The sequence below is a fragment of the Janibacter zhangyanbonis genome (genome assembly GCF_050507325.1).
Classification (GTDB): domain Bacteria; phylum Actinomycetota; class Actinomycetes; order Actinomycetales; family Dermatophilaceae; genus Janibacter.
Map to the genome: position 1 here is coordinate 376,159 of NZ_CP191481.1, position 15,821 is coordinate 391,979.

Annotated in this window: 14 protein-coding genes; 7 read left to right on the forward strand and 7 right to left on the reverse strand. The window is 71.2% G+C overall.

Features of this window, described 5'->3' with window-relative positions:
- Window positions 1-7 precede the first annotated feature (7 nt).
- The gene (locus ACQBJO_RS01900) at window positions 8-748 is read left to right on the forward strand and encodes an ABC transporter ATP-binding protein (RefSeq protein WP_255185175.1); all 741 of its coding nucleotides are present in this window, start codon (window positions 8-10) and stop codon (window positions 746-748) included.
- A complete protein-coding gene (locus ACQBJO_RS01905) occupies window positions 748-3,282 on the forward strand; it encodes an ABC transporter permease (protein ID WP_421008119.1) in 2,535 nt (844 codons plus the stop codon). The genes ACQBJO_RS01900 and ACQBJO_RS01905 overlap by 1 nt, the downstream gene beginning before the upstream one ends.
- Before the next feature lie 71 nt (window positions 3,283-3,353).
- Here ACQBJO_RS01905 and ACQBJO_RS01910 read toward each other — a convergent pair whose 3' ends face one another.
- The 5 genes from ACQBJO_RS01910 to ACQBJO_RS01930 form a co-directional block, all read right to left on the reverse strand.
- Window positions 3,354-3,650 (reverse strand): WXG100 family type VII secretion target, encoded by a 297-nt coding sequence (locus ACQBJO_RS01910; protein ID WP_255185177.1) that lies wholly within the window; start codon window positions 3,648-3,650, stop codon window positions 3,354-3,356.
- Window positions 3,651-3,700: 50 nt separating this feature from the next.
- On the reverse strand, window positions 3,701-5,635 hold the full coding sequence (locus tag ACQBJO_RS01915; RefSeq protein ID WP_421008120.1) for a DUF2339 domain-containing protein: 1,935 nt from the start codon (window positions 5,633-5,635) through the stop codon (window positions 3,701-3,703).
- A gap of 251 nt (window positions 5,636-5,886) precedes the next feature.
- Window positions 5,887-7,176, reverse strand: a complete 1,290-nt coding sequence (locus tag ACQBJO_RS01920; protein ID WP_421008121.1) for a S1C family serine protease — start codon at window positions 7,174-7,176, stop codon at window positions 5,887-5,889.
- Window positions 7,177-7,281: 105 nt separating this feature from the next.
- The gene (locus ACQBJO_RS01925) at window positions 7,282-8,757 is read right to left on the reverse strand and encodes a sensor histidine kinase (protein WP_421008122.1); all 1,476 of its coding nucleotides are present in this window, start codon (window positions 8,755-8,757) and stop codon (window positions 7,282-7,284) included.
- Window positions 8,758-8,764: 7 nt separating this feature from the next.
- Window positions 8,765-9,478: a response regulator transcription factor gene (locus ACQBJO_RS01930; protein ID WP_421008123.1), complete on the reverse strand. Its 714-nt coding sequence runs from the start codon at window positions 9,476-9,478 to the stop codon at window positions 8,765-8,767.
- A 176-nt stretch (window positions 9,479-9,654) separates the two neighbouring features.
- Here ACQBJO_RS01930 and ehuB point away from each other — a divergent pair, with 176 nt between their 5' ends.
- Genes ehuB through ehuA form a run of 4 tightly spaced genes read left to right on the forward strand, consistent with a single transcriptional unit; the run spans window position 9,655 to window position 12,692 of the window.
- Window positions 9,655-10,539: an ectoine/hydroxyectoine ABC transporter substrate-binding protein EhuB gene (ehuB, locus tag ACQBJO_RS01935; RefSeq protein WP_255185182.1), complete on the forward strand. Its 885-nt coding sequence runs from the start codon at window positions 9,655-9,657 to the stop codon at window positions 10,537-10,539.
- The gene (ehuC, locus tag ACQBJO_RS01940; RefSeq protein ID WP_255185183.1) at window positions 10,536-11,234 is read left to right on the forward strand and encodes an ectoine/hydroxyectoine ABC transporter permease subunit EhuC; all 699 of its coding nucleotides are present in this window, start codon (window positions 10,536-10,538) and stop codon (window positions 11,232-11,234) included. Before ehuB ends, ehuC begins: the two co-directional genes overlap by 4 nt.
- Window positions 11,234-11,902 (forward strand): amino acid ABC transporter permease, encoded by a 669-nt coding sequence (locus ACQBJO_RS01945; protein WP_421008124.1) that lies wholly within the window; start codon window positions 11,234-11,236, stop codon window positions 11,900-11,902. Before ehuC ends, ACQBJO_RS01945 begins: the two co-directional genes overlap by 1 nt.
- Entirely contained in the window at window positions 11,892-12,692 is an 801-nt protein-coding gene (ehuA, locus tag ACQBJO_RS01950; RefSeq protein WP_255185185.1) for an ectoine/hydroxyectoine ABC transporter ATP-binding protein EhuA, read from the forward strand. The genes ACQBJO_RS01945 and ehuA overlap by 11 nt, the downstream gene beginning before the upstream one ends.
- 4 nt (window positions 12,693-12,696) lie before the next feature.
- Here the strand turns inward: ehuA and ACQBJO_RS01955 are convergent, their stop codons facing one another.
- Entirely contained in the window at window positions 12,697-14,337 is a 1,641-nt protein-coding gene (locus tag ACQBJO_RS01955) for a DNA repair helicase XPB (protein WP_255185186.1), read from the reverse strand.
- A 1-nt stretch (window position 14,338) separates the two neighbouring features.
- A complete protein-coding gene (locus ACQBJO_RS01960; protein WP_421008125.1) occupies window positions 14,339-14,803 on the reverse strand; it encodes a hypothetical protein in 465 nt (154 codons plus the stop codon).
- Window positions 14,804-14,872: 69 nt separating this feature from the next.
- Here ACQBJO_RS01960 and ACQBJO_RS01965 point away from each other — a divergent pair, with 69 nt between their 5' ends.
- Complete coding sequence (locus ACQBJO_RS01965; RefSeq protein ID WP_421008126.1) at window positions 14,873-15,811, forward strand: hydroxymethylglutaryl-CoA lyase; 939 nt, start codon at window positions 14,873-14,875, stop codon at window positions 15,809-15,811.
- Window positions 15,812-15,821: the final 10 nt, after the last annotated feature.

A 15,821-nucleotide genomic window follows, 5' to 3' on the forward strand; every position in this document is an offset into this window, starting at 1 on the left:
AGGGGACATGGGCACGCAGGTTGCCGCCAGCACGCACGACCTTCGCAAGGTCTACGGCAAGGGAGAGGCGCAGGTCGCTGCGCTCGACGGGATCGACCTCGACATCGGGGCCGGGCAGTTCACGGCGATCATGGGGCCCTCCGGCTCCGGCAAGTCGACGCTCATGCACTGCCTCGCGGGTCTCGACGCGGTGAGCGGCGGGCGTGCCCTCATCGGCGACACCGACATCACCCGGCTCAAGGAGAAGGACCTCACGCGGCTGCGCCGCGACCGGATCGGCTTCATCTTCCAGGCCTTCAACCTCGTGCCGACGCTGACCGCGGAGGAGAACATCCTCCTGCCGCTCGCCATCGCCGGCCGCAAGGCCGACCCGCAGTGGTTCGACCTCGTCATCGAGACGGTCGGCCTGCGCAACCGGCTCGGCCACCGGCCCAACGAGCTCTCCGGCGGTCAGCAGCAGCGCGTCGCGTGCGCCCGCGCCCTGGTGTCGAAGCCCGAGATCATCTTCGCCGACGAGCCGACCGGCAACCTCGACTCCACCTCGGGTGCCGAGGTGCTCGGCTTCCTGCGGCGCAGCGTCGACGACTTCGACCAGACGATCGTCATGGTGACGCACGACCCGGTCGCCGCGAGCCACACCGACCGGGTGCTCTTCCTCGCCGACGGTCGCATCGTCGACGAGCTGTGGGAGCCGGAGCGCGAGACCGTCCTCGAGCGCATGGTCGCGCTGAGCGCCGGGGCCCACTGATGCTCAAGGCCACCTTCAAGAGTCTGCTGGCGCGCAAGGGGCGCCTGCTGATGAGCGCCATGGCGATCGTCCTCGGGACGGCCTTCGTCGCCGGGTCGCTCATCTTCACCGACACTCTCGGTCGCACCTTCGTCGGGATCATGGACGGCACCGTCGGTGACGTCGTCGTCCAGCCCGAGCAAACCGACGACTACGGCGGCTCCGGCGGCGGCCGGGTCACGGCTGCCGACGTCGAGAAGTTCGCCCAGCTGCCCGGTGCCGAGCGCGCCGACGGCTCGGTCGACGCGATCGGCGTCTTCGTCGTGGGCAAGAACGGCAAGGTCGTCGGCGGCCAGGGTGCCCCGGCGCTGTCCTTCAACTACTCCGAAGCGCCCAACCAGCTCGGCAAGAACCCCATCGTCATCGACGACGGCCGGGCCCCCGAGCGCGACGGCGAGGTCATGGTCGACACCGCGACCGCGGAGCGGGCCGGCTACGAGGTCGGCGACGACATCTCCCTCGTCACCACCGGTGACACCCCTGAGATCAAGGCCGAGCTCGTCGGCACGATGACCTTCGGCGAAGGGGGAATGGCCGGCGCCTCGGTCGTCATCTTCGACACGAAGACCATGCAGAAGTACTTCATGGACGGCAAGGACGAGTACTCCTCCGTGTGGGTCACGGCGAAGGACGGCGTGAGCCAGCAGGAGCTGCTCACCCAGGCCGAGCCGCTCGTCCCCGAGGGCTACAAGGGCTGGACCGGCAAGGGCCTCGCGGAGGAGAACCAGAACGACGTGCAGCAGGCGCTCGGGTTCATCACGACCTTCCTGCTCGTCTTCGCCGGGATCGCGCTCTTCGTCGGCTCCTTCCTCATCATCAACACCTTCAGCATCATCGTCGCGCAGCGCGGTCGAGAGCTGGCGCTGCTGCGCGCCATCGGCGCCTCGAAGCGTCAGGTCGTGCGCTCGGTACTCCTCGAGGCCTTCCTCATCGGGGTCGTCGGCGCCACCCTCGGGCTCCTGCTCGGCGTCGTGCTCGCCATGGGCATCAAGGCCCTCTTCGCGACGATCGGCCTCGACCTGTCGGGCAGCGGGCTCGTCTTCGCGCCGCGCACGGTCATCGCCGCCTATGTCGTCGGCATCCTCGTCACGATGGTCGCCGCGTGGGTGCCCGCCCGACGCGCCGGCTCCGTCCCGCCGGTCGCGGCGATGCGCGACTCCATCGACACCGGCATCGGCCACCACCCGGTCCGCCGGGGCCTTGAGGTGGGGGTGCTCGTCCTGGGCGTCGTCGCCTTCCTCTACGGGCTCTTCGTCGCCGACAGCCGCGAGCTGTGGTGGATCGGTGGCGGCATCGTCGGCCTCGTCCTCGGCACGGCCTTCCTCGCTCCCTTCGTCGGTCGGCCGGTGATCGCGGGCCTGGGCGGGGTCTACCGCGCGGTCTTCGGGAGCGTCGGCCGGATGGCGGAGCAGAACTCCGTGCGCAACCCCGGCCGCACCGCCGCCACCGCGTCCGCGCTGATGATCGGTATGACGCTGGTGGCCCTCATGGGGGTCGTCGCGTCGAGCACGACGGCGAGCGTCGACAAGCAGATCGAGGAGACCTTCCGGGCCGACTACATCCTCAGCAATGCCGTCGGGCAACCCTTCTCCTCGACGGTCGCCGACCGGGTGGCGAAGGTCGACGGGGTCCGCGAGGTCTCGCCGGTCCGCTTCAGCAGCGCCCAGGTCGACGGGGGGCAGCTCTACGTGACGGCGATCGACCCGCGCAGCTTCGCCGACGTCGAGCAGATCGAGCCGACGAGCGGCACCGCCGACCTCGACGAGGACTCCGTCATGCTCTCGACGAAGCACGAGGGTGGCCGCTCCGTCGGCGACACCGTCGAGGTGACGATGGGCTCGAGCACCAAGGAGCTGACGGTCGTCGGCTTCTACGACGAGATCCAGGCCATCGGCTCGCCCGAGGTCCTCATGTCCGTCGACACCGTCGAGGCCATGAACGGCTCCGCCGCGGACAACTGGGCCTTCATCTTCCTCGACTCCGGGGCGGACAAGGCACAGGTCGAGTCCGACATCGAGCAGATCGTCGACAAGCAGCCGCTCGTGACGCTCAAGGACCAGGCCGGCTATGCCGACGAGCAGCGGGCGAGCATCAACCAGCTGCTCTACCTGATCTACGCCCTCCTCGGGCTGGCGATCGTCATCGCGGTGCTCGGCATCGTCAACACCCTCGGCCTGTCGGTCATGGAGCGCACCCGCGAGGTCGGGCTGCTGCGTGCCGTCGGCCTCTCCCGCCGCCAGCTGCGGCGGATGATCACGCTCGAGTCGGTGACGATCGCCCTGCTCGGCGCCCTCCTGGGCATCGTCCTCGGGGTCATCGCGGGGGTCGCGATCCAGCGGGCTCTCGTCGACGACGGCATCACCGAGCTGGCGATCCCGTGGGTGCAGATGCTCGTCTTCGTCGGCCTCGCCGGCATCATCGGGGTGCTCGCCGCGCTGCTGCCGGCCCGCCGGGCCTCGCGGATGGACATCCTGCGGGCGATCAGCACGGAGTGACCACGGGCGAAGGGGGCGGCACCCGGCGACGGGTGCCGCCCCCTTCGTCGTGGTGCGGGGTGTCGCGACGGTCAGCGGCCGGGGCGCATCGTGCTCTTGACCGAGCTCTCGGTGTCGTCGTATGTGCGGCCCGCCTCGCCGAGGACCCGACCGATCTCGTCGAGGCTGTCCTTGACCGTGCGCTGCGTGGCCCGCCAGTCGTTGATGAGGTCCTGGAAGGACGAGGAGGCCTCGCCCTGCCACTCGTTCTGCAGCGAGATCAGCCGGCTCATCATGCTCGCGACGGTCGTCTCGACGTCCTCGGAGATCCGGGAGACGTCGGACGCGCTGCTCGCGACCTGTGCGGTGTCGACGGTGAAGCTGGCCATGGTGGTTCCCCTTCTGGTTGCGGTCACCGGGCCCCTCGCCCGGATGTCCTTCAGACCGTAGGCGGGATGGGCGTCGGCGCCGTGGGGTTATCCACAGGCCCCGGCGGCGGGCCGGGCGGGGTCCGGTCGGTTCCCTCGCGGCGCGAGCGCTCGAGGGCCTGGGCATAGCCGGCGCCCATGCCGAGCAGCAGCAGGCCGGCGACGATGAAGGAGACGACCCGGGCGAGGCCGCCGAGGAAGGCGAGGTCGAAGAGCAGCAGCTTGACCACGCTCGCGGCGGCGAGCGTCAGCCCGGCGGGGACGGCGATCGTCGAGCCGCGCAGCCCCCGCAGGAGCAGCAGCGCGGCCGCGGCCATCCAGACGACGGTGGCGCCGGCCTGGCCTGCGGTGAAGCCGCCGCGCGGGTCGTCGAGCAGCTGGCCGAGGAGGACACCGCTGACGACGACCGCGCCGCCGGTGGACACCACGGCCAGGGCGAGCAGCGCCCGCGAGAGCACCGGAGCCGTCGCCGGGATGATCCGGTCGCTGGCCCGGGCGGTCACGACGAGCAGGGCCACGAGCAGCACCGCCGTCACGAGGTGGCGGGGCCCGACGTCGCCCGCCTGGCTGCGCAGGACGACATAGGGCAGGAGGGCGAGCGACCCGAGGAGGGCGATGACGCCCAGCCCCCACGCGACGAGCAGCACCGACCGCTGCCGCAGCACGAGGGCCGCGACGGCCCAGACGAGGGCCACGCCGACGATCGCGACGATCGCGAGGCTGCCGCCGTCGACGGCGCGCGGGGCCGCGGTCAGCGACGTGACGCCGGCGGCCGCGAGCGCGATCTCGGGCACCCGGTGCTGGAGTGCGGTGCCCTCGCGGTGGACGACGAGGCCGGCGGCGAGCAGCAGCAGGCAGGTGGCGACGACGAGGAGTGCGGTGCCGACCCAGCGGTCAGGTGCGGCGACGCCGGCGCTCCACACCGGCATGACCCCGACGGGCACGAGGGCGCCGAGCTGCAGCGGGAGCCGCTCGCTGCGGGTCCCGGCGACGGTCGTGCCGACGACGAGGACGGCGAGGCCGAGCGCGAGGACGACCGGCACGGCCGTGCGCTCCTGGGCCAGCGCGAGGGCGGCGAGGAAGAGACCGGTCGGCACGACCCGGGCCAGCTCGAGGGCCCACCACCGGCGACCGACCTGGGCCGGCCAGGTCGCGATGGTGAGGACGAGGAGGAAGGCCCCGGTGAGCCGGGCGTGCTCGAGGCCGACGAAGGGAGCCATGAGGGCCACCCCGAGCACGGCGACGACGGCGAGCAGCTGGCTGTCCCAGGCCCGGGCGAGCAGCACGCCGCCGAGCGCGATGAGGCCGGCGATGACCATGCCCCCGGCGAGCGGCACCCAGTCGTAGATGCGGGTGACGGCGAGGACGTCGAGGTAGGCGGTCGCGATGCCGGTCGCGGCGAGGCCGAGGGCACCGACGGTGCCGGCCTCGCGGCGGCGCACGAGCGCGGCGGCGCCCACGAGGCCCATGGCGAGCAGAGCGCCGCTCGTCACCCGGGCGACCGGGCCGAAGAAGCCCATCTGGATGGCCAGGGCGAGCAGGAAGGCGACGCCGATGAGGGTGATCGTCGCGCCGACGACGGCGAGGATCTTGGCGACGACGCCGTCGCGCTGCCACCACGGCTCTGCGGGAGGCAGCGGTCGGGCCGGCGGAGGCACAGCGGCCGGGGCGTACGCCGGCGCGTGGGCCGGCGGCGGAGGCGTGACCAGGCCGGCGGGGGCGGTCGGCACGGGGGAGGGCTGCGGGTCGGCCGTCGCTGCGGCCGGCGTCGGGGGAGCGGCGGGCTCCGCGACGGGGGTCCACTGCGCCGGGGAGGCCTCGGTCTCGAGGCGGGCGCGGAGCGTGGCCAGCTCGTTGCCCACGGTGTACATGCGCGACATCGCGTCCGCGAAGTCGTCCTCGATCGCGCGCACCCGCTCGAGGACCGGGTCTCCAGACATGCTCATGCCCCCAGTGTCCTGCTGCCAGGACACCGGGGGCATGAGTTCGGCTACTCAGCGCCGCCTTCAGACGCCACACCCGAAGGCGGGGGTAGCACCCCTGTGGGAGCCGGAGGAAGTCGGTGCCTGCGTCGGGGGAGGAGACGAACGAGCGACCGTTGCTTCCCTTTTCCTGTGCTCCTGAGACCATCCTGCGACACCGGCTTGGGACGGCGCTGGCATCGACCTGTGAGTCTGCTGGGCACGGCTCCCGCAGGTCACCCCTGGGACGCGGGAGCCGTCCCGAGGGTGGCCTCGATCGTCTGCTCCTTGCCGTCGCGCATCACGGCGAGCGAGACCTGGGTGCCGATGCGGTGCGAGTGGATGATGCCGACGAGCGACTCGGCCGAGGTGACGGGGGAGTCGTCGACGCCCACGACGAGGTCGCCCGCCTCCAGACCCGCGTCGGCGGCCGGGCTGCCGTCGGAGACCGAGCGGATCTGCGCACCCGCGCGGGTCGCCGACCCGAGGGTGGCCGTGCCGTCGGTCGGCGTCACGCCGAGGAAGGCGTGCTCCGCGGAGCCGTCCTCGATGAGCTGCTGGGCGATCCACGTGGCCTCGTCGACGGGGATGGCGAAGCCGATGCCGATGCTGCCCGACTGGCCGCTGCTGCTGCCGAGGCTCGCGATGGAGGAGTTGATGCCGACGAGCCGGCCGGCCGCGTCGACGAGCGCGCCGCCGGAGTTGCCGGGGTTGACCGCGGCCGAGGTCTGGATGGCCGAGGTGACGACCGGGCTCGACTGCTGCTGCTGGGCGAAGGGGTCCTGCTGCTCGCTCTCGGAGGAGCTCGTCGTCACCGGGCGGTCGAGGGCGCTGACGATGCCCGTCGTCACGGTGCCCGAGAGGCCGAGCGGGTTGCCCACGGCCATGACCGGGTCGCCGACCTCGAGACCGGCCGAGGAGCCGACGGTGATGGGGGTCAGGTCGCTCGGCGGGTTCTTCAGGGTGACGACCGCGAGGTCGGTGGATGCGTCCTCGCCGGCGATCGTGGCCGCATAGCTGTTGCCGTCGGCCAGGGTGACGGTGATCGTCGGGTTGCTGCCCGCGCCGCTGACGACGTGGTGGTTGGTGAGGATGTGCCCCTTGGTGTCGAGGACGACGCCCGAGCCCTCGCCGCCGGAGCCGTTGCCCTCGACGGTGATCGACACGACGCTCGGCGAGACGGCCGCGGTCACGGCATTCCAGTCCGGGTTGGTCTTCGACGCGCTGCTCACGGGCACGACGCTCGCGGCCGAGGAGCCGTCGGTGGTGCTCGTCGAGGTGCCAGCGGACGCGGCCGAGGCGTCACCGGCGTCGGTCAGCGACATGACACCCCACGTGCCGCCGCTGGCGAGGGCGGCCGTGAGCACGGCGACCGCGGTGAGCTCGCCGAGCCGGCGACCGCGGTGCCGCGGCATGCGCGGCGGCGGGGGCGCGGACAGGGCGCTGGCGTAGGAGGTGGTCGGCACGGGTCCGGCCGCCCCCCGCTGAGGGTGCTGCGGCGGCAGTGGCGCGGTGGGCTGGTCCATCGTGGGGCTCCTTCTCGAGGCTGTGCTCCCACTCTCGTCCGCGCACTTCGGACCGCCCTTGGTCCCACCTGTCAGTCTCCTGTGCGCCCAGCGCCCGGGGTCGCGCTAGACGCGTGCGGGCCGGACCGGGGTCGCACCGGGCAGCTCGACGTGGAAGGTCGCGCCGCCTCCCGGCGTCTCGCGGACGTCGACGTCGCCCTGGTGCTGGCCGACGATCGCGGCGACGATCGCCAGCCCGAGACCGCTGCCGCCGCGGGCGCGCGAGCGGGCCTTGTCGACGCGGAAGAACCGCTCGAAGACCCGCGCGGCCGCCTCGGGGTCGATGCCGGCGCCGTGGTCACGCACCTCGATGACCGCCCGGTCGCCGACCTGCCCGGTGCGCACCTCGACCGCGACGTCGTCGGCGGTGTGCATGAGGGCATTGCCGATGAGGTTGCTGAGCACCTGCCGCAGGCGGCCGTCGTCACCCCGCACGACGACCGGCCGCAGCTCGCCGTCGAGACCGACGAGCTGGATCCGGCGGTGCGGCGCGCGGGCGCGCGCGTCGTGGACGGTCTCGGCGCACAGGACGACGAGGTCGACGTCGGAGAGCTCGAGCGGCCGCTGGTCGTCGAGGCGGGCGAGCAGCAGCAGGTCGTCGACGAGCCCGGTCATGCGTGAGGCCTCGCCCTCGATCCGGTCCATGGCCTGGGTCGTCGCCTCGGGCCCCTGCACCGCGCCCTGGCGGTAGAGCTCGGCGTAGCCGCGGACCGTCGCCAGCGGGGTGCGCAGCTCGTGGCTCGCGTCGGCGACGAACTGGCGCATCTTGGTCTCCGACGCCTCCTGGACGGCGAAGCTGCGCTCGACCTGCCCGAGCATGGAGTTGAGCGAGTCGCTGAGGCTCGCGACCTCGTCGTGGCTGTGCCGCACCGGCACGCGTCGGGTGAGGTCGCCGGCGGCGATGGCCGCGGCGGTGTCCTCGATGCGACGAAGGGGGCGGAAGGCCCGGCGGGTGGCGAACCAGCCGAGGACGCCGCAGGTGACGAGTGCACCGAGGCCGACGGCGAGGGTCACGGCGACGTAGCGGCCGATGATCTTGTTGACGCCCGACAGCGGCATACCGATCGCGAAGGTCGAGCCGTTGGTGTAGCGGCCGGCGATGAAGCGCCACTTGGCGGTGCCGTCGACCGAAGTCACCGTGAAGGGCTCCTGGGTCAGCACGCGCACGTCGTCGGCGTGCAGGACCGGCACGTCGGGCCGGGAGGTCTCGCCGGTGGGGAAGCGGTAGCGCCACGGGCCCCCGTCGCCGGGCTGGCGCACGAAGTAGAGGTTGGTCGGGCTGCCGTCGCTGTCGCTGTAGATGTCGGTCGGGTCGTCGGTGCCGTAGTAGGAGGCCTCGTCCTCGGCGATCGGGATCGCGACCGTGCGCAGCTGCTCGTCGACATTGGCCTCGAGGTCGCGCTGCAGCAGCCAGGCCATGGCGGTCGAGGTCGCGACGAGGGCCGCGAGCAGCAGGGCGAGCAGGATGACGATCAGCCGCCAGGTGAGCGGCATCGCCTCGAGCTTGCGGACGACGGGTGCGGTGACCCGCTCCATGCTCATGCGGGGCTCACTCGGGAGGCAGGCGCAGCACGTAGCCGAAGCCGCGCTTGGTGTGGATCAGGGAGGGCAGGCCCGCGGTGTCGATCTTGCGCCGCAGGTAGGAGATGTAGGACTCGACGATGCCCATCTCGCCGCGGAAGTCGTAGTCCCACACGTGGTCGAGGATCTGCGCCTTGGACAGCACGCGGTTGGGGTTGAGCATGAGGTAGCGCAGCAGCTTGAACTCCGTCGGCGAGACGTCGATGACGCGGCCGGCGCGGCGCACCTCGTGGGCGTCGTCGTCGAGCTCGAGGTCGGCGAAGCTGAGCACCGACTCGCTCGAGGGCACGTCCTGGGTGCGGCGCAGGATCACCCGGATGCGGGCGATGACCTCCTCGAGCGAGAAGGGCTTGGTGACGTAGTCGTCGCCGCCGACGGTCAGGCCCTTGAGCTTGTCGTCGAGGGAGTCGCGTGCGGTGAGGAAGAGGATCGGCTGGTGCCGCTCGGAGGCCCGCAGCTGCGCGGCGACCTCGAAGCCGTCGGTGTCGGGCAGCATGACGTCGAGGACGATGAGGTCGGGCTCCATGCGGTGGACCGCGTCGAGTGCGCTCGCCCCGTCACCCGCCACCTCGACCTCGAAGCCGGCGAAGCGCAGCGACGTGGCGAGCAGCTCGCGGATGTTGGGCTCGTCCTCGACGACCAGCAGGTGGGGGACGTCGACGGAGGTGGTGGGAGTGCTCACCCATCGAGTGTGCGCCCGTTGTCTGGGTGTCTGCTGAACGGGCGCTGGGCGCGCTGTGGTCACGGAGTGACAACGAAGGGGGCGGGAACCCCCCTTCGCGCTGATGATTTGGTCGGGTGGAGGGACTCGGAGGACCGGGACCGGCTCGGGGAAGAGCCTCCGAGGGGAGGAAACCTGTGCGCCACACCAAGACCCTGGCCGGAACGGCCGCGCTGACCCTCGCCCTGACCCTCGCGGCCTGCGGCGACTCCGAGTCGGACAGCTCGTCGGGGGACAAGCTGTCGGAGCTCAAGGACAAGGGGACGATCACCGTCGCCTTCGCCGGCGAGGAGCCCTACTCCTTCGAGAAGGACGGCGAGCTCACGGGAGCGACGATCGCCCTCCACAAGAAGATCTTCAAGGACATGGGGATCGAGGAGGTCAAGGGCGTCAAGACCGAGTGGAATGCCCTCATCCCCGGGCTCAAGGCCGGGCGCTACGACGCCATCTCGGCGGGCATGTCGATCCTGCCGGACCGCTGCAAGGAGGCCTCCTTCGGCGACCCGGAGATCCTCTACACGACGGCGCTCATGGTGCCCGAGGGCAACCCGAAGAACCTCAAGAACCTCGACGACGTCAAGAAGTCCGGCGCCAAGCTCGCGACGATGAGCGGCGCCATCGAGACCGACTACGCCAAGTCGCTCGACATCGAGGCCACCCAGGTCAAGACTCCCCAGGACGGCATGGACGCGGTCGCGCGCGGCAGCAGCGACGTCTTCGCGCTCACCGGGATCTCGCTGCGGACCATGGACGAGAACAACCCCGATGTGAAGGTCGAGGTCACCGACTCCTTCGTCGCCGTCGTCGACGGCAAGGAGCAGGTCGGTGCCGGTGCGACCGTCTTCAAGAAGGGTGACGACACCCTGCGCGACGCCTACAACAAGGAGCTCGCCAAGATCACCGGTGACGAGAAGGCCTACACGGACGTCATCGGTGAGTTCGGCTTCACCGACGCCGAGCGGCCCAAGGGCGACCTGACGACCGAGCAGCTCTGCAAGGGCGAGCTGCCGGACGCCAAGTGACCGATCATCTCGACACGCTCCGGGATGCCCTGCCGAGACTGGGCGAGGGCGTGCTCGTCACGCTCCAGCTCACGCTCGGCGGGGCCCTGGTGGCCTTCGTCGTCTCGGTCGCCCTCGGCCTGCTGAGCATCAGCCCCGTCGCGCCCCTGCGGTGGCTCGCGACGATCATCGTGGAGTTCTTCCGCGGGACCTCGCTCGTCGTCCAGCTCTTCTGGCTCTACTACGTCATGCCGCTCTTCGGCGTCAGCTGGGATGCCGTGCTCACCGGCGTCATCGCGCTGGGGCTCAACTACGGCGCCTACGGGGCCGAGATCGTGCGCGGCTCGATCAATGCCGTCGACCGCGGCCAGTGGGAGGGCGCCAAGGCCCTCAACATGTCGCCGCTGACCCGGATGCGACGGATCATCTGGCCGCAGGCCTGGGTGCTCATGCTCTCGGGCTACAACAACCTGCTTGTCATGCTCATCAAGGGCACGGCCGTGGCCCTCTTCATCGGGCTGCAGGACCTCGCCTACGAGATCGACCAGCTGCGCATCAACACGACGACGGTCTTCGCCTACGGCATCGGCCTGGTCATCTACTACCTCTTCGCGCTCGTCTTCTCCTCCGGGCTGAGGCAGCTGGAGAAGCGGGCGCGCCGGCGGCTCGGCCTGCCCGCTCGGAGCGCCCACGCCGGAGCGGGGGTGGCGCTGTGATGATGCCCGCCATCACCTTCGAGGAGTTCTGGAGCTGGGAGGCCGCGCGCGAGCTGGCCCCCGAGATCATCGAGGCCTTCTTCACGGCCACCCTGCTCATCACCGTCGTCGGCACGGCCGTCGCCGTCGTCGTGGGCCTGCTCCTGGCCGTCATCACCCAGGTCGCGCCGGCGATCCTGTCGCGCCCCGTGCGCTGGGTCATGGACGTCATCAGGATGACGCCGCTCATCGTCCAGCTGGTCTTCGCGAAGTTCCTCGTGCCCGTGGACTGGGACATGCTCTGGGTCGGGACCGTGGTCATCGGCATCCACTACGCGACCTACATGGCCGAGTCCTTCATCGCCGGCATCCGCTCGGTCGACGCCGGCCAGTGGGAGGCGGCCCGCGCGCTCAGCCTCCCGCAGGGGCGCACGTGGCGGGACATCGTCCTCCCGCAGGCGCTGCGGTCGACGCTCCCGGCGCTCGGCAACTGGGCCATCTCGATGTTCAAGGACACCCCGTACCTCTTCGCGATCTCCGTGCTCGAGATGGTCACCGTCGCCCAGCAGGCCGGTGGCAACACCTTCCGCTACAACGAGGTCTTCACCATCGCGGGCCTGATCTTCCTCGTCGCCAGCCTGGTCACCGCGGTGGCCGTGCGCAGATTGGAAAAAGCTCTTGTCTACTGACCCGACCGGGGGGACGCCCCCTTCGTCCACCCCCGTCATCCGCTTCGAGGACGTCGAGAAGTCCTTCGGGGACCACACGGTGCTGTCGGACCTGCACTTCGACGTCGCGCAGGGCGAGCGGGTGACGCTCATCGGCCCGAGCGGCTCGGGCAAGACGACGATCCTGCGGCTCGTCATGACGCTCGAGGAGCTCACCGGCGGCTACATCTGGATCGACGGCAAGCCGCTGACCCACGACCGCCGCGACGGCAAGCGGGTCCGCCTGCGGGAGAAGGAGGTTGCCCAGACCCGCAAGAAGATCGGCATGGTCTTCCAGCACTTCAACCTCTTCCCCAACATGTCGGTCATCGACAACGTCACCGAGGCGCCCGTGCACGTCCTCGGCCGGAGCAAGGAGGAGGCCCGTGAGCGCGGGCTGGCGCTGCTCGACCAGGTGGGGCTGAAGGACCGCGCCGACGAGCACCCCAGCCGCCTCTCCGGCGGTCAGAAGCAGCGCGTCGCGATCGCCCGGGCCCTGGCGATGGACCCCAAGATCCTGCTGCTCGACGAGGTGACCTCGGCCCTCGACCCGGAGCTCGTCGGCGACGTGCTCGGTGTGCTGCGCGATGTCGCGGACTCGACCGACATCTCGATGCTCATCGTCACCCACGAGATGCAGTTCGCCCGCGACGTCTCGCACAAGGTGATGATGTTCGACCACGGCCAGATCCTCGAGCAGGGGACACCCGACGCGATCCTCAGCAACCCCGAGCACGAGCGGACGAAGCGCTTCCTGACGTCGATCCTGTGACGGTCTACAGGTCGTCGGCGTCGACGATGCGATAGGCGTAGCCCTGCTCGGCGAGGAAGCGCTGCCGGTGGGCGGCGAACTCCGCGTCGACGGTGTCGCGGGTGACGACGGTGTAGAAGTGCGCGGTGCGGCCGTCCCCCTTCGGCCGCAGGACGCGACCGAGACGCTGGGCCTCCTCCTGCCGCGAGCCGAAGGTGCCGCTCACCTGGATGGCGACGGTCGCCTCGGGCAGGTCGACGGAGAAGTTGGCGACCTTGGAGACCACGAGCAGGCTGGAGCGGCCCTCGCGGAAGTCGGCGAAGAGCTCCTGGCGCTCCTTGACCGAGGTCTCACCGGTGATGAGGTCGGCGTCGAGCTGCTCGGCGAGCTCGTGCAGCTGGTCGAGGTACTGGCCGATGACGAGGGTCGGCTCGCCGCGGTGCTGCTCGACGAGCGAGCGGACGACGGGCAGCTTGACCGGTGAGCACGACGAGAGCCGGTAGCGGTCGTCGGGCTCGGCCGTCGCATAGGCCATCCGCTCGGAGTCGCTGAGCGTCACCCGGACCTCGACGCAGTCGGCGGGCGCGATGTAGCCCTGCGCCTCGATGTCCTTCCACGGTGCGTCGAAGCGCTTGGGGCCGATGAGCGAGAAGACGTCGGCCTCGCGGCCGTCCTCGCGGACGAGGGTGGCCGTCAGACCGAGCCGGCGGCGGGCCTGCAGGTCGGCGGTCATCCGGAAGATCGGCGCCGGCAGCAGGTGGACCTCGTCGTAGACGATCAGGCCCCAGTCGCGGGCGTCGAGCAGGTCGAGGTGCGGGTAGACGCCCTTGCGCTTGAGCGTGAGCACCTGGTAGGTCGCGATGGTGACCGGGCGGATCTCCTTGCGCGCCCCGGAGTACTCGCCGATCTCGTCCTCGGTGAGCGAGGTGCGCTCGAGCAGCTCCTGCTTCCACTGCCGGGCACTGACGGTGTTGGTCACGAGGATGAGCGTCGTGGCGCTCGCGGCGGCCATCGCGCCGGCCCCGACGAGGGTCTTGCCCGCGCCGCACGGCAGGACGACGACGCCGGAGCCGCCGTCCCAGAAGCCGTCGACCGCCTGCTGCTGGTAGGGCCGCAGGGTCCAGCCGTCCTCGGTGAGGTCGATGGGGTGGGCCTCGCCGTCGACGTAGCCGGCCCGGTCGTCGGCGGGCCAGCCGACCTTGAGCAGCTCCTGCTTGAGCGTGCCCCGCTCGGAGGGGTGGACGACGACCTCGTCGGGGGAGAGCTGTGCGCCGAGCAGCGGCTTGATCTTCTTGTGCCGCATGACCTCGGTGAGCACGGCCCGGTCGGTGGCGCGCAGGACGAGCTGCTCACCATCCTTTTCCAGCACGAGGCGGCCGTAGCGGTCCATCGTCTCGGCGACGTCGACGAGCAGCGCCTGCGGCACCGGGTAGCGCGAGTGGGTGAGCAGGGCGTCGACGACCTGCTCGGCGTCGTGGCCCGCGGCGCGGGCATTCCACAGGCCGAGCGGGGTGACCCGGTAGGTGTGGATGTGCTCCGGGGCGCGCTCGAGCTCGGCGAAGGGGGCGATGGCCCGGCGGGCGTCGGCGGCCCGCTCGTGGTCGACCTCGAGCAGCAGGGTCTTGTCGCTCTGGACGATCAGCGCACCGTCGGGGGCGGCCCCCACCTCAGGCCTCCGACAGGGCGATGGCGACGACCAGGGCGATCACGCCGAGGATGTGGACGGCGGTGGTCGCCGCGAAGCAGATCCAGCCGTAGCGGGTCATCCGGTCGGCCTCGTCGGGCTCCGACGAGTTCTTCGTCAGCGCGATGATGCCGAGCGTGAGCGAGGGGATGCCGATGATGCAGCAGTAGACGCTCATCGTCGCCAGCGCCGACAGGATCACCAGGACGATCGGCGAGGCCGGCACCGGGCGCACGGGCGTCGCGTAGGCATAGGGCGGCGGGGCGCCCGCTCCGGGCGGGGCCGCCATCGGCAGCTGCGTCGTCGGCGGCTGCTGGGGCTGCTGCTGCGGGTAGGGCAGGGGCGGCTGCGAGGTCTCGGGCTGGTTGCCCGGGACATAGGGGTCGCTCGAGTACGGGTCGGCGGAGTAGGGGTCCGGCCGCTCGTCCGGGTACGGGGTGTTGCTCATGCCTCTGGTGTCCTCCCGGGTTGGTGCAGCAGCCGGGTCCACGGTACGTGATGGGCCATGATGGGCCGCATGAGTCGTGCACTGCCGCAGACCGAGCCCGCCGCCGACCTGCCCCGTCGGGTGACGATCTACGAGGTCGGTCCGCGCGACGGCCTGCAGAACGAGAAGGCAAGCGTCCCGACCGAGGTCAAGGCGCAGTTCGTGCGCCGGCTCGCCGCCGCCGGCCTGCAGACGATCGAGACGACCTCCTTCGTCTCGCCCCGCTGGGTGCCGCAGCTGGCCGACGCGACCGAGCTGCTCGCCGACCTCGACGAGGTGGGGCGCGGCCCCCTTCGCCCCGTGCTCGTGCCCAACGAACGCGGTCTCGACCGTGCCCTCGAGTCCGGGGTCGGGGCGGTCGCGATCTTCGGCAGCGCGACGGAGACCTTCGCCCAGAAGAACCTCGGGCGCTCGCGGGCGGAGTCGGTCGAGATGTTCGCCCCCGTGGTGCGGCGCGCGCAGGACGCGGGGCTGTGGGTGCGGGCCTATGTCTCGATGTGCTTCGGCGACCCGTGGGAGGGGCCGGTGCCGGTGGACCAGGTGGCCGACGCCTGTGCCGAGCTCATGGACCTCGGCTGCGACCAGCTCTCCGTCGGCGACACGATCGGCACCGGCACGACCGGCCACGTCGAGGCGCTGCTCGCCGCCCTCGACCGGCGGGGCATCGGGATGGACCGGATCGGCGTGCACTTCCACGACACCTACGGGCAGGCCCTGGCCAACACGCTGACCGCGCTGCGTGCCGGCGTGAGCGTCGTCGACGCCTCGACCGGTGGTCTCGGCGGCTGCCCCTATGCCAAGTCGGCCACGGGCAACCTCGCGACCGAGGACCTCGTGTGGATGCTCGACGGCGCCGGAGTGGAGACGGGTGTCGACCTCGACGCCCTCGTCGAGACGAGCGTGTGGATGGCGCAGCAGCTCGGCAAGCCCTCGCCCTCGCGCGTGGTCAAGGCGCTCTCCGGCGCCTGACCGGCGGGGG

What these genes read in the sequence shown, in the direction of transcription:
- ACQBJO_RS01900 (WP_255185175.1), top strand. Translation starts at nt 8, where the DNA reads ATGGGCACGCAGGTTGCCGCCAGCACGCACGACCTTCGCAAGGTCTAC.
- ACQBJO_RS01905 (WP_421008119.1), top strand. Translation starts at nt 748, where the DNA reads ATGCTCAAGGCCACCTTCAAGAGTCTGCTGGCGCGCAAGGGGCGCCTG.
- ACQBJO_RS01910 (WP_255185177.1), bottom strand. Translation starts at nt 3,650, where the DNA reads ATGGCCAGCTTCACCGTCGACACCGCACAGGTCGCGAGCAGCGCGTCC.
- ACQBJO_RS01915 (WP_421008120.1), bottom strand. Translation starts at nt 5,635, where the DNA reads ATGAGCATGTCTGGAGACCCGGTCCTCGAGCGGGTGCGCGCGATCGAG.
- ACQBJO_RS01920 (WP_421008121.1), bottom strand. Translation starts at nt 7,176, where the DNA reads ATGGACCAGCCCACCGCGCCACTGCCGCCGCAGCACCCTCAGCGGGGG.
- ACQBJO_RS01925 (WP_421008122.1), bottom strand. Translation starts at nt 8,757, where the DNA reads ATGAGCATGGAGCGGGTCACCGCACCCGTCGTCCGCAAGCTCGAGGCG.
- ACQBJO_RS01945 (WP_421008124.1), top strand. Translation starts at nt 11,234, where the DNA reads ATGATGCCCGCCATCACCTTCGAGGAGTTCTGGAGCTGGGAGGCCGCG.
- ACQBJO_RS01960 (WP_421008125.1), bottom strand. Translation starts at nt 14,803, where the DNA reads ATGAGCAACACCCCGTACCCGGACGAGCGGCCGGACCCCTACTCCGCC.
- ACQBJO_RS01965 (WP_421008126.1), top strand. Translation starts at nt 14,873, where the DNA reads ATGAGTCGTGCACTGCCGCAGACCGAGCCCGCCGCCGACCTGCCCCGT.